Source organism: Alistipes timonensis JC136 (genome assembly GCF_900107675.1).
GTDB classification, from domain to species: Bacteria; Bacteroidota; Bacteroidia; order Bacteroidales; family Rikenellaceae; genus Alistipes; species Alistipes timonensis.
Map to the genome: position 1 here is coordinate 465,494 of NZ_FNRI01000001.1, position 18,368 is coordinate 483,861.

At 58.4% G+C, this 18,368-nt stretch carries 18 protein-coding genes; 12 read left to right on the forward strand and 6 right to left on the reverse strand.

Annotation, left to right across the window (positions count from 1 at the left end; genetic code table 11):
- Window positions 1-9: 9 nt before the first annotated feature.
- Window positions 10-1,134, reverse strand: a complete 1,125-nt coding sequence (gene dnaN / locus BLU78_RS01845) for a DNA polymerase III subunit beta (protein WP_010259728.1) — start codon at window positions 1,132-1,134, stop codon at window positions 10-12.
- A 33-nt stretch (window positions 1,135-1,167) separates the two neighbouring features.
- A complete protein-coding gene (locus tag BLU78_RS01850; protein WP_010259731.1) occupies window positions 1,168-2,046 on the reverse strand; it encodes a nucleoside phosphorylase in 879 nt (292 codons plus the stop codon).
- A gap of 114 nt (window positions 2,047-2,160) precedes the next feature.
- On the opposite strand from BLU78_RS01850, the gene glmM reads away from it, so the two are divergent.
- From glmM to glmS, 5 genes are all read left to right on the forward strand, one after another.
- Window positions 2,161-3,549 (forward strand): phosphoglucosamine mutase, encoded by a 1,389-nt coding sequence (glmM, locus tag BLU78_RS01855; RefSeq protein WP_010259735.1) that lies wholly within the window; start codon window positions 2,161-2,163, stop codon window positions 3,547-3,549.
- Window positions 3,550-3,553: 4 nt separating this feature from the next.
- Window positions 3,554-3,997 (forward strand): copper resistance protein NlpE, encoded by a 444-nt coding sequence (locus tag BLU78_RS01860; protein WP_010259738.1) that lies wholly within the window; start codon window positions 3,554-3,556, stop codon window positions 3,995-3,997.
- A gap of 4 nt (window positions 3,998-4,001) precedes the next feature.
- Entirely contained in the window at window positions 4,002-5,369 is a 1,368-nt protein-coding gene (locus BLU78_RS01865; protein ID WP_010259740.1) for a dipeptidase, read from the forward strand.
- A 2-nt stretch (window positions 5,370-5,371) separates the two neighbouring features.
- Window positions 5,372-6,154: an inositol monophosphatase family protein gene (locus BLU78_RS01870; RefSeq protein WP_010259742.1), complete on the forward strand. Its 783-nt coding sequence runs from the start codon at window positions 5,372-5,374 to the stop codon at window positions 6,152-6,154.
- Between the two features lie 123 nt (window positions 6,155-6,277).
- On the forward strand, window positions 6,278-8,122 hold the full coding sequence (glmS, locus tag BLU78_RS01875; protein ID WP_010259744.1) for a glutamine--fructose-6-phosphate transaminase (isomerizing): 1,845 nt from the start codon (window positions 6,278-6,280) through the stop codon (window positions 8,120-8,122).
- A 56-nt stretch (window positions 8,123-8,178) separates the two neighbouring features.
- Here glmS and BLU78_RS01880 read toward each other — a convergent pair whose 3' ends face one another.
- Entirely contained in the window at window positions 8,179-8,859 is a 681-nt protein-coding gene (locus tag BLU78_RS01880; RefSeq protein ID WP_010259746.1) for a DUF2461 domain-containing protein, read from the reverse strand.
- Between the two features lies 1 nt (window position 8,860).
- Window positions 8,861-10,141 (reverse strand): serine hydroxymethyltransferase, encoded by a 1,281-nt coding sequence (gene glyA, locus BLU78_RS01885; RefSeq protein WP_010259748.1) that lies wholly within the window; start codon window positions 10,139-10,141, stop codon window positions 8,861-8,863.
- A gap of 308 nt (window positions 10,142-10,449) precedes the next feature.
- On the opposite strand from glyA, the gene fabG reads away from it, so the two are divergent.
- Both fabG and BLU78_RS01895 read left to right on the forward strand, forming a co-directional pair.
- A complete protein-coding gene (fabG, locus tag BLU78_RS01890; RefSeq protein WP_010259750.1) occupies window positions 10,450-11,196 on the forward strand; it encodes a 3-oxoacyl-[acyl-carrier-protein] reductase in 747 nt (248 codons plus the stop codon).
- Between the two features lie 248 nt (window positions 11,197-11,444).
- Entirely contained in the window at window positions 11,445-12,326 is an 882-nt protein-coding gene (locus BLU78_RS01895) for a PorV/PorQ family protein (protein ID WP_026020599.1), read from the forward strand.
- Here the strand turns inward: BLU78_RS01895 and BLU78_RS01900 are convergent.
- On the reverse strand, window positions 12,304-12,792 hold the full coding sequence (locus tag BLU78_RS01900) for a low molecular weight protein-tyrosine-phosphatase (RefSeq protein ID WP_010259755.1): 489 nt from the start codon (window positions 12,790-12,792) through the stop codon (window positions 12,304-12,306). The two genes, BLU78_RS01895 and BLU78_RS01900, sit on opposite strands and share 23 nt — an antisense overlap.
- A gap of 50 nt (window positions 12,793-12,842) precedes the next feature.
- Between BLU78_RS01900 and BLU78_RS01905 the strand changes: the two genes are divergently transcribed.
- From BLU78_RS01905 to BLU78_RS01920, 4 genes are all read left to right on the forward strand, one after another.
- Complete coding sequence (locus BLU78_RS01905; RefSeq protein ID WP_231290725.1) at window positions 12,843-13,271, forward strand: DoxX family protein; 429 nt, start codon at window positions 12,843-12,845, stop codon at window positions 13,269-13,271.
- 87 nt (window positions 13,272-13,358) lie between these two features.
- Window positions 13,359-13,877: a hypothetical protein gene (locus BLU78_RS01910; RefSeq protein ID WP_010259758.1), complete on the forward strand. Its 519-nt coding sequence runs from the start codon at window positions 13,359-13,361 to the stop codon at window positions 13,875-13,877.
- 6 nt (window positions 13,878-13,883) lie between these two features.
- Window positions 13,884-15,080 carry a BamA/TamA family outer membrane protein gene (locus tag BLU78_RS01915; RefSeq protein ID WP_010259760.1) on the forward strand — a complete coding sequence of 399 codons (1,197 nt, stop codon included), beginning with the start codon at window positions 13,884-13,886 and terminating at the stop codon, window positions 15,078-15,080.
- A 14-nt stretch (window positions 15,081-15,094) separates the two neighbouring features.
- The gene (locus BLU78_RS01920) at window positions 15,095-16,807 is read left to right on the forward strand and encodes a phosphoethanolamine transferase family protein (RefSeq protein ID WP_010259761.1); all 1,713 of its coding nucleotides are present in this window, start codon (window positions 15,095-15,097) and stop codon (window positions 16,805-16,807) included.
- Window positions 16,808-16,915: 108 nt separating this feature from the next.
- On the opposite strand, the gene BLU78_RS01925 is transcribed toward BLU78_RS01920, so the two are convergent.
- Window positions 16,916-17,089, reverse strand: a complete 174-nt coding sequence (locus BLU78_RS01925) for a histone H1 (RefSeq protein ID WP_010259762.1) — start codon at window positions 17,087-17,089, stop codon at window positions 16,916-16,918.
- Window positions 17,090-17,254: 165 nt separating this feature from the next.
- Here BLU78_RS01925 and BLU78_RS01930 point away from each other — a divergent pair, with 165 nt between their 5' ends.
- The gene (locus tag BLU78_RS01930) at window positions 17,255-18,364 is read left to right on the forward strand and encodes an efflux RND transporter periplasmic adaptor subunit (protein WP_010259763.1); all 1,110 of its coding nucleotides are present in this window, start codon (window positions 17,255-17,257) and stop codon (window positions 18,362-18,364) included.
- Window positions 18,365-18,368: the final 4 nt, after the last annotated feature.

The following is an 18,368-nucleotide window of genomic DNA, read 5'->3' on the forward strand; positions in this document are numbered from 1 at the left end:
TGACAGCCGTTATGCGTTGATCATCATCGGCATCAGCAGCATCAGCGTCGCGCTGGTCTGCTTGTCGTCGTAAACGGGCTTGAAGACGCCGGCACGGGTTGAATCGGCCAGCTCCACCACCACCGTCGGGGTCTCCATGTTCGAGAGAATCTCGACCAGGAACGTCGACTTGAAGCCGATCGAGATGGCTTGTCCGTCGTAGCTGCACGAGATCGTCTCGTTAGCCGACACCGAGAAGTCGATGTCCTGGGCCGTGAGGTTGATCTGGTTGCCGGAGATGTCCATACGGATAAGGTTTGTCGTGGGATTCGAGCAGACAGCCACGCGCTTGATGCCGTTGACCAGTTCGATGCGGTCCACCAACACCTTGTTGGGGTTGTTCGCCGGAATCACGGCATTGTAGTTCGGATAGTTGCCCTCGATCAGGCGGCACACGAGCGTATGGCTCTTGAGCTTGAACAGGGCGTTCTTCGAATCAAATGCCATCTCGATCGCATCGTCCTCCTTCAGCAGCACCGACTTCAGCAGGTTGGCGGGCTTCTTGGGAAGGATGAACGAGGCGGTCACCTCGTTTTCGGTCTCGGCCTCGTATTTCACGAGTTTATGCGCATCGGTACCCACGAATGTCAGTACATTAGGGGCCAGGTTGATATAGATGCCGTTCATCACCGGACGCAATTCGTCGTCCGCCGTGGCGAAGATGGTCTTGTTGATGCCGTTCACGAGCGTGTCGACGTTCAGGCTGAGCTCCTTTTTCTCGGCACTGAGCACCGGTACGGCGGGATAGCTTATGGCGCTGGCGCCGGGGATCGAAAGCGAACCGCTCTTCCAGTTGATCGTGATTTCCCAGTTCTTGTCGTTGACCTCGATGGTCAGCGGCAGTTCGGGGAACTCCTTCAGGGAGTCGAGCATCAGTTTGGCCGGCGCGGCGATCGTACCTTCGCGCTCCACGCTGTCCACCTCGATCTGTCCGACGAGCGTCGTTTCGAGGTCCGACGTGGTGACCTGCAGCGTGTTGCCGCTGAGTTCCAAAAGGAAGTAGTCCAGGATAGGCAGCGTGTTCTTATTGCTGATAACCTTGCCGGTGGTAGCCAGCAGCGAAAGCAGGGCCGAGCTTGATACGGAAAATTTCATACGTTTGTCTCTGTTTTTTTCTGTTATGGTTTCTTACTCTAAAATTGCCAGTTTGTCGAGGGCCGTTTGAATCATCTTCTTCACGAACGGCTTGTAGTCCGTGTTGACGTCCTGCGCGATGCGCTGGGCGATGATCGTACAAATCGTGGCGGCGCGGTGGCCCATCAGGGCTGCAAGACCCGCCAGCGCCGAACCCTCCATTTCGAAGTTGGTGATGCGGCGGCCTTCGAAGCTGAACGACTCGATCTTCTCGTTCAGGTGTGCGTCATGCGGTTCGAGACGCACCCAGCGGCCTTGCGGGGCATAGAAGCCCGGGGCGGCGATGGTGATGCCCTCGCGCGTGACGTCGCTGAAATGCTCGAACAGCGTCTTGTCGGCATTGACGAAATAGGGACGCGGCATCTTCTCGTACCAGCCCGTGTGCTTCACGAAAGCCTCCTCGAGCGCCAGGTCGCAGACTCCGTCGCGGCCCTTGTAGTAGCTCAGCAGGCCGTCGAAACCGCACGAGGTGCGCGAAAAGACGAACTCGCCGACTTTGATGTCGGGCTGAATGGCGCCCGACGTGCCGAGGCGTACCAGCGTCAACTGCTTCTTCACGGCCTTCTCCTGCCGCGTGGCGAAATCGACGTTGGCCAGCGCATCGAGCTCCGTGACGCAGATGTCGATGTTGCCGATGCCGATGCCGGTCGAGAGGACCGTCATGCGCTTGCCCTTATAGGTACCCGTCACGGTTTTGAACTCGCGGTTCTCGACCTCGCACTCCTTTTTGTCGAAAAATCCGGCCACGAGCGCCACGCGGCCGGGATCGCCGACCAGTATCACGGTGTCGGCAAGTTGTCCGGGATGCAGGTGCAGGTGGAATATCGAACCGTCGTCGTTGATAATCAATTCGGAAGCGGGGATCGTTCTCATAATAGTGGTTTTTTAATTTCCATAATTGGCATAAAAGTAATATATTTACCTCGAATATCAAAACTTCGAAGCGAATATTTCATAAATATAAGTATATCCAAAACCGAATAAAACATGACTCTTATCAAATCCATTTCGGGCATCCGCGGCACCATCGGAGGTCCCGCAGGAGAGAACCTGACGCCGCCCGACGTCGTGAAATTCACCACGGCCTACGTGCGTCTGATCGCCCGCCGTACACCGGGCAAAAAACTTACCATAGTCGTAGGACGCGACGCCCGGATTTCGGGCGAAATGGTCTCGAACCTCGTCGAAGGCACCCTGCTGGCCTGCGGAGCCGACGTCATCAACGTCGGGCTGTGCACCACCCCGGGAACGGAAATGGCCGTCATCACGAAAAAAGCCGACGGCGGCATCATCATCACCGCCTCGCACAATCCCCGTCAGTGGAACGCCCTGAAACTGCTGAACTCCGACGGCGAATTCCTGAACGACGCCGAGGGCAAGCAGGTATTGGCGATGTCCGAGGAAGAGGAGTACGACTACCCCGCGATCGACGCCATCGGGCATGTGCTGTCGCGCGAAGATTTCAACGACGAGCATATCCGCCGCGTGCTGGCGCTGCCGCTGGTCGATGTTGAAGCCGTGCGCAAACGCCGCTTCAAAGTGGTCGTCGACGCCGTGAACTCGGTGGGCGGTATCGTCATGCCCAAACTGCTGCGCGAACTGGGCTGTGAGGTCGTGGAGCTCAACTGCGAGCCCACGGGCGAATTCGCCCACAACCCCGAGCCGCTGCCGCAGAACCTCACCCAGATATCGGAGGCAATGGTGCGCGAGAAAGCGGATGTAGGCATCGTGGTCGACCCCGACGTGGACCGGCTGGCGTTCGTCTCGGAAGACGGCTCGATGTTCGTCGAGGAGTACACGCTGGTAGCCGTCGCCGACTATATCCTCTCGGAAAATCCCGGCAACACGGTTTCGAACCTCTCCTCGTCGCGTGCCCTGCGCGACGTTACGGAGCGTCATGGAGGCAAATACTACGCTTCGGCCGTCGGCGAAGTCAACGTTGTAACGAAGATGAAGGAGGTCGGCGCCGTAATCGGCGGCGAGGGCAACGGCGGAGTCATCTACCCCGAGTTGCACTACGGACGCGACGCGCTGGTGGGAACGGCACTCTTTTTGACGTGGCTGGCCCGGAAAGGCATGACGATGACCCAGCTGCGTGCCACTTATCCCTCGTACTACGCTTCGAAGAACAAGATCGAACTGACGCCGGCCATCGATGTAGATAAAGTGCTGCGTGAGGTAAAGAGCCGTTACGCCAATGATAACGTGAACGATATCGACGGTGTGAAGATCGACTTCCCGGAGAATTGGGTTCACCTGCGCAAGTCGAACACCGAGCCGATCATCCGCGTCTACACCGAAGCCAAGTCGATGGACGAGGCCGACGCGCTGGCGCAGCGGTTCATTGCCGAAATCAAAGATATCTGTAATATTTAAGACAATGAAGAAGAACGTATTGATCCTCGCCGCAGCGCTCGCGCTGGTCGCCTGCGGCGGAAATGCCCCGAAAAAGAAAGCTGCCGCCGAAACGCAGACTACAACCGCGGCGGTGCCCGACATGCACACTGCCGAAACGTCGCTCGACTACCTGGGAACCTACGAAGGAACCCTCCCGGCGGCGGACTGCCCGGGAATACAAACGACGCTGAAGCTCAATCCCGACAGCACATACGAGCTGCACATGAAATACATCGACCGCGATGCGGAGTTCGACGAGACGGGCGTTTTCACTGTTAAGGAGAACCTGCTGACCCTGTCCCAACTCGACGACGGCTCGGAAGAGTACTACAAGATTGAGGAAAACCGACTGCGCATGCTCGACGCTGAAAAACACCCCGTCTCGGGAGCGTTGGCGGAGAATTACGTACTGCAAAAAATCAAATAGTCCAATGGATAAAGCAAAAGTTTACATAAAAGAGAATAAAGAGCGGTTTATCAGCGAGTTGTTCGATCTGCTGCGTATTCCGTCGATCAGCGCGCAGAGCGAACACAAGCCCGATATGCTGCGCTGTGCGGAGTTCCTCGCCGCAGCACTCGCCAAAGCCGGCGCCGACCGTGCTGACGTGCTGCCTACGGAAGGCAATCCGGTGGTCTACGCCGAGAAGATCGTCGACCCGAAGGCCAAAACGGTGCTGGTCTACGGCCACTACGACGTGATGCCCGTGGACCCGCGCGACGAATGGCGCACCGAACCGTTCGAGCCCGTCATCAAGGAGGGCCGCATCTGGGGCCGCGGGGCGGACGACGACAAAGGCCAGTTGTGGATGCACGCCAAGGCTTTTGAGGCGATGTGCGCCACGGACACGCTGCCCTGTAACGTAAAATTCATGCTCGAGGGCGAGGAGGAGATCGGTTCGCCGAGCCTCTACCGCTTCTGCGAGGAGAACAAGGAGATGCTCGAAGCCGATATTATATTGGTGTCGGACACTTCGATGATTTCGATGCAAACACCCTCTATCACATGCGGTTTGCGCGGGTTAGCTTATATGGAGGTTGAAGTGACGGGCCCCAACAAGGACCTCCACTCGGGGTTGTTCGGCGGCGCGGTGGCCAATCCGGCCAACGTGCTGACGCGGCTGGTGGCCAGTTTGATAGATAACCAAGGCCGTGTGACGATCCCCGGCTTTTACGACGATGTGCGTGAGCTGACGCCCGGGGAACGCGAAGCGTTCAACAAGGCTCCGTTCAGCATGGAGGACTACAAGAAATCGCTGGAAATCGGCGACGTGGAGGGTGAAGCGGGCTACACGACGCTGGAACGCACGGGCGTGCGTCCGTCGCTCGATGTCAACGGCATCTGGGGCGGCTACACGGGCGAAGGCACCAAGACGGTGATTCCCGCGAAAGCCTCGGCCAAGATCTCGATGCGCCTGGTCCCGAATCAGGACTACCGCAAAATTTCGGAACTTTTCGAGAAGCATTTCAATGCCATCGCACCCAAGAGCGTGAAAGTGGTGGTGAAGTCGCTCCACGGCGGCATGCCCTACGTCTCCCCGACCGATATGCCGGCCTACAAGGCGGCTGAAAGGGCCGTCGAGGCGACTTTCGGCAAAAAGCCCCTGCCCTTCTATTCGGGCGGTTCGATCCCCATTATCAGCGGATTCGAGTCAATCCTGGGCATCAAATCGCTGCTGATCGGCTTCGGACTGGCCGAGGACGCCATCCACTCGCCGAACGAGAGCTACGGGCTCGAGCAGTTCGACAAGGGCGTGGAGACCATTCCGCTGTTTTACAAGTATTTCGCCGAAAGCAAGTGACGATGTACGAAGAACTGCTGGAATTTGCCGTTCGAATGGCCCGGGAAGCCGGAAGGATCCACCTCGCCTACTTCCGGAGCGACAAGCTCGCCATCCGGACCAAATCCAACGTCTACGACGTGGTGACGCGCGCCGACAAGGAGAGCGAGGAGCTGATTGCCGGGATGATTGCGGAACGCTATCCCGACCACGCCGTTCTGGGCGAGGAAGGCGGCAGCCGCGGCAGTGCGGAAAGCGACTGGCGCTGGGTGGTCGATCCGTTGGACGGCACGACCAATTACAGCCAGGGATTGCCCGTCTTCGCGGTCTCTATCGCCCTGCAGCACAAGGGCGAGACGGTCGTGGGCGTGGTCTATGCCCCCTATCTGAACGAGTTGTTCACCGCCGTAAAAGGCAGCGGGGCTTTCCTGCAATACGCTTCGCGGGAACCGGAACGCATCCGCGTCGGGGAAAAGCAGGCGCTTGCCACGTCGGTAATCGCAACGGGATTCCCCTATGACAAGGACGTGAATCCGGACAACAACAGCGACAACGTCGCCCGAATCATCCCCTACGTGCGGGACGTCCGGCGACTGGGATCGGCGGCCTACGACATCAGTTGTGTCGCGGCAGGGCTGCTGGACGGTTACTGGGAGCTGGCGCTCCACGAATGGGACGTCTGCGCCGCCGAACTGATCCTCCGGGAGGCCGGAGGCGTCGTTTGCGACCTCCGCCGTGACCGCGGCATCTCGATCGTCGCAGGCAACGCCGGAATCGTGGAGGAGATGCGGAAATACGTCAGGTAACCGACTGAAAAACAGCTTCGTTTCCAAAAAATCGACAGGGCGGGTGTAAATTCCCGCCCTTTTTTTGCGAATATTCGTAAAATATTTTACTATTTTTAACCCGGACAAATACCGAAAAAGCAGATGTGCGGAATTGTAGGATATGTCGGCCGGCGTGATGCCTGTCCGATTCTGGTGAAGGGTCTGCACCGCCTCGAATACCGGGGTTACGACAGTGCGGGAATTGCGCTGGTCAACGCAACGGGGACCCTCCACGTTTTCAAATGCAAAGGCAAGGTCTCGGACCTGGAACATTTCCTCGAGGGCAAGGACCTCGGCGGAACCATCGGCATCGCGCACACGCGCTGGGCCACGCACGGGGTTCCGAACGATGCCAACGCCCATCCCCACTACTCCGAATCGGAGAGCATCGCCCTGATACATAACGGCATCATCGAAAACTACCGTGTGCTGAAAGATGCGCTCGTGGAGAACGGCTACACGTTCCGCAGCAGCACCGACTCCGAAGTATTGGTGAACCTGATCGAATATGTCCGCGAGACGAACGGCTGTTCGCTGTTCGAAGCCGTGCAGCAGGCGCTTCGCCAAGTGGTCGGGGCCTATGCCATCGCCGTCGTCGAAAAGGGCAACACCGACCGGATCATCGCCGCACGACAGAGCAGCCCGATGGTCGTGGGCATCGGCGAGGGCGAGTATTTCCTTTCGTCCGATGCCGCGTCGATCATCGAATACACGCAGGATTTCGTCTACGTGGGCGACGGGGAGATCGCCGTGATCGAGCGCGACAAGCCCCTGAAAGTCGTGACGCTGGACAACCACGATGCAAAGATCGACATCCGCAAGCTCCAGCTCTCCATTTCGCAGCTCGAGAAAGGCGGCTATCCTCATTTCATGCTCAAAGAGATTTACGAACAACCCTCGACACTCGTGGACTGCATCCGCGGACGCATCAATCCCGACACCTGCGAGGTGAAGCTCTCGGGGGTGATCGACCACCGCGAGAAGTTCGTGAATGCCCGGCGCATCATCTTCGTGGCGTGCGGCACTTCGTGGCACGCCTCGCTGATCGGCGAGCACCTTATCGAGTCGATCTGCCGCATTCCCGTCGAGGTGGAATACGCCTCGGAGTTCCGCTACCGCAATCCCATCATCCGTGAAGACGACATTGTGATCGCCGTGTCGCAGTCGGGCGAAACGGCCGACACGCTGGCCGCCGTGGAGCTGGCCCGCAAGGCCGGGGCTTTCGTCTTCGGCATCTGCAACGTCGTGGGATCGTCCATCGCCCGGGCGACGGATTCGGGGGCCTACATTCACGTCGGACCCGAAATCGGCGTCGCCTCGACGAAGGCTTTCACCGGGCAGGTGACCGTGATGGCGATGCTGGCGCTGGCCGTCGGCCGCGAAAGAGAAACCGTTTCGGACGCATATTACCACGAAGTTTCGAGCGCCCTGCTCTACCTGCCCGAAACGCTGGAGGAGGTGTTGAAGGTTGCGCCGCAGGTCGCCGACCTGGCGAAGATATTCACCTATGCCCACAATTTTATTTACTTGGGCCGCGGATACAATTACCCTACTGCATTGGAGGGCGCCTTGAAACTCAAAGAGATTTCCTATATCCACGCCGAGGGCTACCCCGCCGCCGAGATGAAGCACGGCCCCATCGCGCTGATCGACGCCGAGATGCCCACCGTAGCCATCGCCACGCCGGACCACACTTACGAGAAGACCGCATCGAACATCGAGGAAATCCGGGCCCGTGGCGGCAAGATCATCGCCGTCATCGCCCGCGACGACCGACAGGTGCGCCGCTCGGCGGACTATGTGATCGAGGTTCCGGTCATTGCCGAGTGCCTTATGCCGATTGTGGTGTCGGTACCGCTGCAACTGCTGGCTTACTACATTGCGGTGTACAAGGGCCGCAACGTCGACCAGCCCCGCAACCTCGCCAAATCGGTGACCGTGGAGTAACAATAGGAAAGGTCGGCCCCGCTGGGTCGACCTTTCTCAATGATATGCGGAAACGCTTACATCATTTCGTCGTAGGCGTACTGTATGGCGCGGTTCAGGATGGCAACGAACGGCTGCGTGCGGCGGAACTCCTCGACCGTGCGGTCCAGCAGGTCCGGAGCGAGCAGGTATTCCTCGGTGATCGGCTGGTCAATGTAAAAATCTTTCAGCTTCAGCATCTCGGCATATTCGCTGTCGGCAGGAAACCCCGTCGGAACCCGCTTAAGTTTGTTTCTTTCGCTCAGACGGAAACCCTTTGCCTTTTTGATAGCCGCTTCGATCTCCGCACCGTTGTCGAGAACCTCCTCGCGGATCGAACGCAGGACTGTCGGCTCGATGCAGACGGCACCTGCCGAGAGCAGATTGCACCACACCAGCGAATCGGCACAGGGTTCGATGTGGAAGTAGTATCCCGCAAAGCCCGATTTCTTGCCCTTCGGGGCGATGTAGGCGCCGATATAGGTCTTGTAGGGCGACTTGTCGTTCGAGAAGCGCGTGTCGCGGGCGATGCGGTAGGTGCAGTCCTGCGGACGCAGGCCCCGCACCGTGGGATCGAACGACGCGATGCCGTCGATCAACTGTCCGGTGAAATCCGCAAACCGCCCCTTCACCCGGGTCCATTCGGCGCGGTTGGCGTCGAACCACTCCCGGGTGTTGTTGTCGTGCAGGCGGCGGAAGAAGTCGATGACCTCTCTCATCTTACCACGCGAAAAGCGGATAGTCGGCCATCAGGGCGTTCACGTCCTTGCGGACGGCGGCGATATTCGCCTCGTTCTCCGGATCGTGCAGCACGCGGTCGATCAGCTCGACGATGTAATCCATCTTGTCCTCCTTCAGGCCGCGGGTCGTGATGGCCGGGGTTCCGAAACGCAGACCCGAAGTCTGGAACGGCGACCGGCTGTCGAACGGCACCATGTTCTTGTTGGTGGTGATGTCGGCGGCCACAAGGCATTTTTCGGCCAGCTTGCCCGTCAGCTCGGGGAACTTCGTGCGCAGGTCGACCAGCATCAGGTGATTGTCCGTACCGTCGGAAACGATCTTGTAACCGCGCTTCACGAAAGCGGCGGCCATCGCTTTGGCGTTCTTCTGCACCTGTGCCTGGTACTCCTTGTAGGCGGGTTCCAGCGCCTCGCCGAAAGCCACGGCCTTGGCGGCGATGACGTGCTCCAGCGGACCGCCCTGGATGCCCGGGAAAACGGCCGAATTGAGTATCTGCGACATCATCTTCACTACGCCCTTCGGCGTGGTCTGGCCCCAGGGGTTCTCGAAGTCCTTACCCATCAGGATAATGCCACCGCGCGGTCCGCGCAGGGTCTTGTGAGTCGTCGAAGTGACGATATGGGCGTATTTCACGGGATTCTCCAACAGCCCGGCGGCGATCAGTCCGGCCGTGTGGGCCATGTCCACGAGCAGCAGCGCCCCCACCTTGTCGGCGATCTCGCGCATGCGCTTGTAGTCCCATTCACGCGAGTAGGCCGAGGCGCCGCCGACGATCAGCTTGGGTTTGCATTCCAGCGCCTTGCGCTCCATGGCGTCGTAGTCGATCACGCCGGTGGCCTCGTCCAGCTGGTAGCCCACGGCATTGAAATATTTACCCGACATGTTGACCGGCGAACCGTGCGAGAGGTGTCCTCCGTGTGCCAGATCGAGGCCCATGAAGGTATCGCCCGGCTGCATGCAGGCGAAGAAAACGGCCATGTTGGCCTGCGCGCCCGAGTGAGGCTGCACGTTGGCGTATTCCGCGCCGTAGAGCTTGCAGATGCGCTCGATGGCCAGCGACTCGACCTTGTCCACGACCTCGCAGCCTCCGTAGTAGCGGGCGCTTGGATAGCCTTCGGCGTATTTGTTGGTCAAAACCGAGCCCATGGCCTCCATCACCTGGTCGCTGACGAAGTTCTCCGAGGCGATCAGCTCGATGCCGTGCATCTGGCGGCTGCGCTCGGCGGCAATCAAATCGAAAATCTGGGAATCTCTTTTCATTATCGTTAGGGATTTTGTGAAATGCTTTTACAGCGGGTAAAGATAAGCAAAAATGCCGAAAATGGGTTCGTCGAAAAACGGTTTAAGATATTTTTCCTATATTTGACGGGGCAAAACCCGGTCTTGGACAGGCTGCGCCTCGGCAAAACCGCAAACTCCGTTTGCATTTGCCCTCGGCTTGTAGTATCTTTGGCTTCGCCTTAGATAGGCTGCGGCTCGGGAATGCCCAAATAAATTTGGCATTCCTCTCGCCTTGTACTATCTTTGTGCCGCAAAATCGACAGATATTACCTTAAAATATAAGTATTATGAAATTACTGGATGGAAAAGTGGCCGTTGTGACCGGCGCCGCACGCGGCATCGGCAAGGCCATCGCACTCGAATTTGCCAAAGAGGGCGCCAACGTGGCGTTCACCGACCTCGTGATCGACGAGAACGGCAAAGCCACCGAGGCTGAGATCGCCGCGCTGGGCGTAAAGGCCAAGGGATATGCTTCGAACGCCGCGAACTTCGAAGAGACGCATCAGGTCATCGACCAGATCGTGAAGGATTTCGGACGCATCGACATCCTCGTCAACAACGCCGGCATCACGAAGGACGGCCTGATGATGCGCATGTCCGAGGCTCAGTGGGACGCCGTGCTGACGGTGAACCTCAAATCGGCGTTCAACTTCATCCATGCCGTGACGCCGATCATGGCGCGTCAGAAAAGCGGCTCGATCATCAACATGTCGTCGGTGGTGGGTGTCAGCGGCAACGCCGGCCAATGCAACTACTCGGCATCGAAGGCCGGTATGATCGGATTAGCTAAATCCATTGCAAAAGAGATGGGTCCTCGCGGTATCCGCGCCAACGCCATCGCCCCGGGCTTCATCATGACCGAGATGACCGACAAGCTGCCCGACGAGGTGAAGGAGGGCTGGTACAAGCAGATTCCGCTGCGCCGCGGCGGTACGCCGGAGGACGTAGCCAAGGTGGCGCTGTTCCTCGCTTCGGACCTTTCGTCGTATGTCAGCGGTCAGGTTATCCACTGCTGCGGGGCGATGAATTGTTAAGAAACGATAGACAACAAACGAGTTGTTGAAAAAATGCCGCAAGGCATCGACTGGAAATAAAAACGTCCGTCCAAGCAAACTTGGCGGACGTTTTTATTTCCGGTCGGATTCCCACGGGGACTTTCGGCGACTCGTTTACTGTTATCGCGCCGCCAACGATCACCGAGCGAAGCGAAGGTAACTGCGCTCCGCCCTACATAACTTGCATCTTTTTTGCACCCATTCCGCTTTTTACTATCTTTGCAATTATGAAACGACTCATAACCTTGCTTGCGGCCCTGGCCGCACTCCAGACATACGCCCAGAGAATTGAGGCGACGCTCCCCAGCCCCGACGCCAAGGCGATCGGCATGGGCGGCGTGATGATGACCACCCTTTCGGGCTCGCACGCCATCTACAACAACTCGGCGATGGCTGTCTTTTCGCGCATGCCGTCGCAGATATCGTCGTCCTATTACGGACAGAAAAATTTCGATTACTATGCCGTATCGGGATTCTGCCGCTTCGACAACGTCAACCTCGCACAGGTCGGCTGGCGTCAGTATCTCCGCGAGCACGGCAACAACGACATGGCCGTAGACCTGGGCTATTCGCGCCGCATGGGCGACAACTGGTCGCTCGGCGTCGTGGCGCGCTACATGCACCTGAAACGCCCGGATATTTCGGCCGATGCGCTGGCCGTGGACCTCAGCGCCGCCTACCAACTGCCGCTGGAGAATGTCGGCAGTTATTCGACGCTGCGCGCAGGCGCCAAACTGGGCAATCTGGGCGGCTATGTCGACGATACGGATTATACGCTTCCGATGGATTTCACCGTCGGTGCGGCTCTCGACACGTTCCTCTCCGATGCACACGAGATCACCGTCGGCACCGACGTAGGCTACTATTTCTCCCCGAAAGCGGTCCGCGGATTCCAGATGTCGGTGGGTGCGGAATACAACCTCATGCAGTTGGTCCAACTGCGCACGGGCTATCACTACGGCGAACAGCGCGACTACTATCCGAGTTACTGGACCGTCGGCGCCGGCGTGCGCATCCTCCACCTGCGGTTGGACTTCGCCTACCTCTTCGCCAAGAAAGACACGCTCCTGCGCAATACCTACAGCATCAGTTTCGGGCTGGATTTCTAAGATATTCCATAATCCCCTCGCATCCATCCTCCAGCATGTCGAGCACCAGCTCGAAGCCCTCGTGTCCCTCGTAATAGGGGTCGGGGACATAGGTGCGGTCGGGATGTCGGCGGCAGAACTCCGCCATGCGGTATATTTTGCGGGCGGCCTCGCGGGAAGGCGCCAGGCGGTTGAGCGTCTCGTAGTTCCTGTCGTCCATAGCGACAATCATGTCAAAACGGTCGAAATCCTCCTCGCTCACCTGCCGGGAGCGATGTGTCAATGCATATCCCCGGCGCGAAGCGGCGCTGCGCATGCGTGCATCGGGCAGTTCGCCCCGGTGACCTCCATAGGTGCCTGCCGAGTCGATCGTGAACCGGTCGGCGACTCCCTGCTTCTCCACCATGTCGTGCATGATGCCGTCGGCGGCCGGAGAGCGGCAAATATTGCCCAAACAGACGAATAAAATCCTTGTTTTCGATTCCATGCCGTAAAGATAACGATTTTTTCGGAACGCGAATTGCAGAATACAGGGGCATGGAAAAGAAAATATCTGATCGGATCGGACAATCCCGCTGCATGGACTGGGCCGTGCTTTACATGCGGCTGTTCGCGGGAGCCATGATGCTGTTTCACAACATCGGCAAAATACAAAATTACAACGAAATAATAGCTTCATATCCAACGGTGCTCAACATCAATCCCGCCGTCGTATTTGTCGTCGTGTCGGTCGCAGAAGTGTTGCTGGCCGTGCTTGTCATCATGGGACTGTGGGTGCGTCAGGCGGCGTTCCTGATGGCGCTGGGTGTCCTCCTGACATTCGTCTGGGGCGGACTCGGCGCCGGGGAGCCCGAGTTCGTATGGCTGGGTATCTATGTCTTTCTGATCGTTTCCGGAAGCGGATTTTACGGATTCGACACCGCCCTCGCCGCTGCAGGCGGAAAAAAGAGACCAATCGAACAATAATAGGACTGCCGACATTCCCTATGTTCGAAGAAATGTCGTATCTTTGACGCGATTTGTTTTCGTTAGACACCACAAAAACAGAACGTAATGAAGATGAAAGTAATCGTGATGCTGGCAGCTTTCGCGCTGACCGCATCGGCAGCCTCGGCGCAGGAGTTGCCCCGCAAGGTGCAGAACGTCGAAGTGCTCGACCTGGATGGCAAACCGGCCAAACTGCCTCATTTCGGCGAAAAGAACCTGATGATATTCTACGTGGATCCCGACCGGCACAAACAGAACGAGGATTTCACCATCGAACTGGAGAAGAACGGCCGCGCGGCGAGCGAAAACATCTACGGCTTCGGGGTGATGAATCTCAAAGACGCTCCGATGGTTCCCAACGGCATGGCCCGCAGCATGGCCAAGAAACGCACGGCTTCGAACGGCGCCACGGTGCTGGCCGACCAGGACCGCATCCTGAGCACGGCGTGGAAGTTGGGCGACTGCAATAATCAGTTCGTGCTGATGATCGTATCGAAGGAGGGCGAGTTGGTGTTCCTGCGCAAGGGCATCCTCTCCGACGCGGACAAGGAGGCCTTTTACGAGACCATCGAGCAATATAAATAGGTCTCGATGGTGCGCAGAATCGTTGTCCTGATCCTCGTGCTCTCAGGTTCGGTCCTCACGGGCCGGGCCCAGGAGGAGGGCACCCGTATTGCAGACGGCGACACGCTGCACTACACCTACACCCCGCTGCCGCAGGAGGCTCCCCGAAAGAAACCTTTCCTGCGGCGCGTCGTCGATTATTTCGGCGAGTCGACCATCGACAAGACTTTCGAGAAGAAAATCGACTTCACGTTTGCCGGAGGTCCCAGCTATTCGAAGAACACGAGTTTCGGCATCGGTCTGCTGGCTGCGGGACTCTACCGCCTCGACCGTACGGACTCGATCACGGCGCCTTCCGACGTTTCGATCTTCGCCAACGTCTCGGTTTCGGGATTCTATGCGCTGGGCGTAACGGGAAACAACATCTTCGCGCATAACAAACGCCGTATAAACTATACGGTGATGTTCGCTTCGGCGCCCCGTAGTTTCTGGGGCATCGGCTACAACGCGGGGCGTGACAACTCCGAAAGCACCTATTCCGAGAAACGCTACCTGGTCGAAGGGCGCTACCTGCACGAGTTCCTGCCCCACACCTACATCGGCGGACTGGTGAGTTTCGAACACACGCGGGGTTTGAAGTTCACCGAACCGGCGTACCTCCGCGGAGAGAAGATGAAATACACGGCGACGGGTATCGGGGCGATCCTCGAATACGATTCGCGCGACTTCATTCCCAATCCGTTCCGGGGCCTCTATGTGAGTTTTCAGGAAACGCTCTTCCCGAAAGGGCTCGGAAACTGCGGCAAAACGCTGTGGCGCACGACCTTCACGGCCGACGCCTACCAGCGGGTGTGGAAAGACGGTATCCTCGCCGCCGACCTCTATGCGGTGTTCAATACCGACGGCACGCCGTGGCCGATGCTCGCCCGGCTGGGCGGCAGCCAGCGGATGCGCGGCTATTACCAGGGCCGTTATACGGACAACGATATGATTACCCTGCAGATCGAGCTGCGCCAGCGCATCTGGCGGCGGATCGGATGTGCGGTCTGGGGCGGTGCGGGCAACGTGTTTCCGTCGCTCGGCGAGTTCGATTGGTCGCAGACGCTTCCCAACTACGGCATCGGCTTCCGGTGGGAGCTCAAAAAAAGAGTTAACGTTCGCCTCGATTACGGATTCGGCAAGAAAACAAGCGGTTTCCTGCTAAGCATAAACGAGGCATTTTAAGAGCTATTTGGTTTATGAGTGCTGATACGAACCGGAAAAACAGACGGCGGGTTGTCAAAACCCGCAGCCGTTTCACCACGCTGCTGACCGTCTATTTCTTCGTGGCGCTGATTATCCCCAATTGTGTGTTGGCCAACACCGAGCCCTACTCGGTGTGGACCGTCGAGTCGCTGATCCTCATGCCGCTGGGGTTCTACATGATGTGGAGCGTAGCCCTGCGCCGTTCGGGCGTGATGATCTGGCTGGCGTTCCCGTTCATCTTCTTCTGTGCCTTCCAGATCGTGCTGTTGTACCTCTTCGGCAATTCGATCATCGCCACCGATATGTTTACCAACCTTCTGACGACCAATCCGGGCGAGGCGGGCGAACTGCTGGGCAACATCTATCCTTCGGTGGTGCTGGTCTGCGTGATCTATCTGCCGCTGCTGTGGTTCGCGGCGCGCGAGATAGGCCATAAACGCTACATCACCCGCACGGCACGCATGAACATCGGCCTGACCGGCGCGGCGCTCTTTGCATTGGGACTGCTGGCCCTGTGGCCCGCCTACCACGTGAGCGAGGACCGGCACGTGCTGCGCGACGAAATCTTCCCCCTGAACATCCTCTACAACCTCGGGCTGAGCGGCTCGGAGTTCCGCAAGTCGTTCAATTACGAAAAGACCTCCGCAGGTTTCACCTACGAGGCCCGGCGCACGGCCGAAGCCCCCGGACGCGAAGTCTATGTATATATTATAGGTGAAGCCGCGCGGGCCATGAACTGGCAGTTGTACGGCTACGAACGCGAGACCAATCCCTTGCTGTCACAGGAGAAGGGACTGGTGGTGTTCCGCGATATGCTCACCCAGAGCAACACCACGCACAAGAGCGTGCCGCTGATCCTCTCGTCGGTAGCCACCGACGAACACGAGGAACTGTACCGCCGCAAGGGACTTCCGGCGTTGTTCAACGAGGCGGGCTTCGATACGTGGTTCATCTCCAACCAGTCGCGGCAGGGCGCCATGATCGACCACCTGGCCCACGATGCCAAGCACCTGATTTACATTCGTTCGCCGCGCCACGACACGCAGTTGCTCGACGAGATGCGCAAAGTGCTCGAAAGGAGCAGTGAGCAGAAGATCCTTTTCATCCTCCACTGCTACGGGTCGCATTTCAGCTACCACCAGCGTTATCCGCGGGAGTTCGCCTATTTCCAGCCCGACGACGACGTGGCGATCGCCAAACAGCACCGCCCGATGCTGGTCAACGCTTACGACAACTCGATTCGCTATACGGACTACGTGCTGTCGCAAATCATCGACTACCTCGGGTCGCTCGAAAACACCTCCTCGGCGCTGCTCTACTGTGCCGACCACGGCGAGGACCTGATCGATGACGGCCGCGAACGCTTCCTGCATGCCTCGCCCACCACCACGGCCTACCAACTTTATGTGGCATCGCTGGCATGGTTCTCGGAGAGTTACCGGGAGCATTTCCCCCGGAAAGTCGCCGCCGCCGAGGCTAATGAAACGGCTCCGGCCACGACCCATGCGTTGTTCCACACCATGGCTGACATGGCTTCGATCCAGGGACGGTTCCTCTCGACGAAAGTTTCGCTCGTGAGCCCCGACTTCGACCGTCAGGCCCCGCGCCGCTATCTGAACGACCATAACGAGGCCGTACCCTACCGCAAAACGGGACTCCGGCCCGAAGACATGGAGGTGTTCCGGCGTTACGGAATCCAACCTTAGGTTCCGATTTCATGCGTCCATTTCCGCATATCCCCCGGACGGACGGGACAAACAAGAAACAATAAAGGCTGCCCGAAAAGGCAGCCTTTATTGTGAACCGAGTTCGAATTATTTCGCAGCGTCTACGGAAACCTTGCGGAACTCCTTCATCAGCTTCGAAAGCTCCAGAGCCGATTTACGGGCACGGGTGCCGGCAGCTTTGTTGTTCTTCTCAACCTGAGCAGCTGCATTGGCTGCAAATACCTCAAACTCTGCGTTAATTTTTGCTACTAACTCTTTCATAGTTTTATTTATTAAATTGGGTTTGTTATCAACGCAAAGATATAAAAATATTCTAAACTCAATCGCCCGGAGAACGAAAAAACAGCATTTTTTCACCAAAAAAGTCCATTTTACGGGGGCACCGGTACGTTTTTTGCCCTTACCCGGGGGTAAAACATACCCTATATGGATAAATTCTACCTTACAGCAGGCCTCTTTGCAGCGCTTCTCACGGGCTGCGGAAAACACGCTTCCCGGCAGGCGATGCCTCCCCTGCGGGTCGAAGTGGCCGAGGCCGCCGTGGACTCCGTTCCCAACCGGATGAGCTTTATCGGCTACCTTGCGAGCAATTTCGACGCCGTGATCCAGCCGCGCGTGAACGGTTACCTGTCGTCGAAACGCTACGGCAACGGCATGCCCGTCAAACGGGGACAGTTGCTCTTCACCATCGATCCCGACCAGCTTTCGACCTCGATGCTGGCTGCCGAGGCCCAGTTGGAATCGGCCCGTGCGCAGGCCATCGAGGCACGCAACAACTACGACCGTGCGGTGCCCCTGGCGAAGATCGACGCCATCAGCCAGTCGCAGCTGGACCAGTATACCGCACAATGGAAAGCCGCCGAAGCCTCGGTGCGCGCGGCCGAACAGACGCTCAGCAGCGCCCGGATGAATGTCGGCTACGCCGAGCTGCGCTCCCCGATCGACGGCATCATCGAGCATACGGCGGCGCATGTCGGCGACTACGTGGGACCCGGTACGCAGTTCAGCGTGCTGACGACCGTGTCGAACATCGACACGCTGACGGTCGACGTGGCAATCCCGATGTCGCAATACCTCCGCTATGCCGGCGACCGCACGTCGATCTACGACAACGAGGGGCTGCTCTCGGACATCCGCCTCGTGCTGGCCGACGGCACGCAATATCCCCACGCAGGGCTCTACGACTATACGCGCAAGGACGTATCGTCCACCACGGGGACGCTCGTGCTGGTGGTGATGTTCCCCAATCCTGACGAGACGCTGAAACCTGGGCAGTTCGCCCGTGTGGAGGCCAACGTAGGCCCCGTGCGACCGCGCGTCGTCGTGCCCCAGCAGGGCGTGAGCCAGGCCCAGGACCTCAGTTCGGTGTGGGTCGTCACGGCCGACAGCACGGCGCAGTACCGCCGCGTCACTCCGGGCGACACTTACGGCGCGCTGTGGTGCATCGACGAGGGGTTGGAACCGGGTGAACGGATCGTGGTTTCCGGGCAGCAGAAGTTGCGCAACGGCGCGAAGGTGATTCCCGAAAAGAGGTAGCCCT

Excerpts from the sequence above, each read along its gene's own strand:
- dnaN (WP_010259728.1), bottom strand. The coding sequence starts at position 1,134 with ATGAAATTTTCCGTATCAAGCTCGGCCCTGCTTTCGCTGCTGGCTACC.
- BLU78_RS01850 (WP_010259731.1), bottom strand. The coding sequence starts at position 2,046 with ATGAGAACGATCCCCGCTTCCGAATTGATTATCAACGACGACGGTTCG.
- glmM (WP_010259735.1), top strand. The coding sequence starts at position 2,161 with ATGACTCTTATCAAATCCATTTCGGGCATCCGCGGCACCATCGGAGGT.
- BLU78_RS01860 (WP_010259738.1), top strand. The coding sequence starts at position 3,554 with ATGAAGAAGAACGTATTGATCCTCGCCGCAGCGCTCGCGCTGGTCGCC.
- BLU78_RS01865 (WP_010259740.1), top strand. The coding sequence starts at position 4,002 with ATGGATAAAGCAAAAGTTTACATAAAAGAGAATAAAGAGCGGTTTATC.
- BLU78_RS01870 (WP_010259742.1), top strand. The coding sequence starts at position 5,372 with ATGTACGAAGAACTGCTGGAATTTGCCGTTCGAATGGCCCGGGAAGCC.
- glmS (WP_010259744.1), top strand. The coding sequence starts at position 6,278 with ATGTGCGGAATTGTAGGATATGTCGGCCGGCGTGATGCCTGTCCGATT.
- BLU78_RS01880 (WP_010259746.1), bottom strand. The coding sequence starts at position 8,859 with ATGAGAGAGGTCATCGACTTCTTCCGCCGCCTGCACGACAACAACACC.
- glyA (WP_010259748.1), bottom strand. The coding sequence starts at position 10,141 with ATGAAAAGAGATTCCCAGATTTTCGATTTGATTGCCGCCGAGCGCAGC.
- fabG (WP_010259750.1), top strand. The coding sequence starts at position 10,450 with ATGAAATTACTGGATGGAAAAGTGGCCGTTGTGACCGGCGCCGCACGC.
- BLU78_RS01895 (WP_026020599.1), top strand. The coding sequence starts at position 11,445 with ATGAAACGACTCATAACCTTGCTTGCGGCCCTGGCCGCACTCCAGACA.
- BLU78_RS01900 (WP_010259755.1), bottom strand. The coding sequence starts at position 12,792 with ATGGAATCGAAAACAAGGATTTTATTCGTCTGTTTGGGCAATATTTGC.
- BLU78_RS01905 (WP_231290725.1), top strand. The coding sequence starts at position 12,843 with ATGGAAAAGAAAATATCTGATCGGATCGGACAATCCCGCTGCATGGAC.
- BLU78_RS01910 (WP_010259758.1), top strand. The coding sequence starts at position 13,359 with ATGAAGATGAAAGTAATCGTGATGCTGGCAGCTTTCGCGCTGACCGCA.
- BLU78_RS01915 (WP_010259760.1), top strand. The coding sequence starts at position 13,884 with ATGGTGCGCAGAATCGTTGTCCTGATCCTCGTGCTCTCAGGTTCGGTC.
- BLU78_RS01920 (WP_010259761.1), top strand. The coding sequence starts at position 15,095 with ATGAGTGCTGATACGAACCGGAAAAACAGACGGCGGGTTGTCAAAACC.
- BLU78_RS01925 (WP_010259762.1), bottom strand. The coding sequence starts at position 17,089 with ATGAAAGAGTTAGTAGCAAAAATTAACGCAGAGTTTGAGGTATTTGCA.
- BLU78_RS01930 (WP_010259763.1), top strand. The coding sequence starts at position 17,255 with ATGGATAAATTCTACCTTACAGCAGGCCTCTTTGCAGCGCTTCTCACG.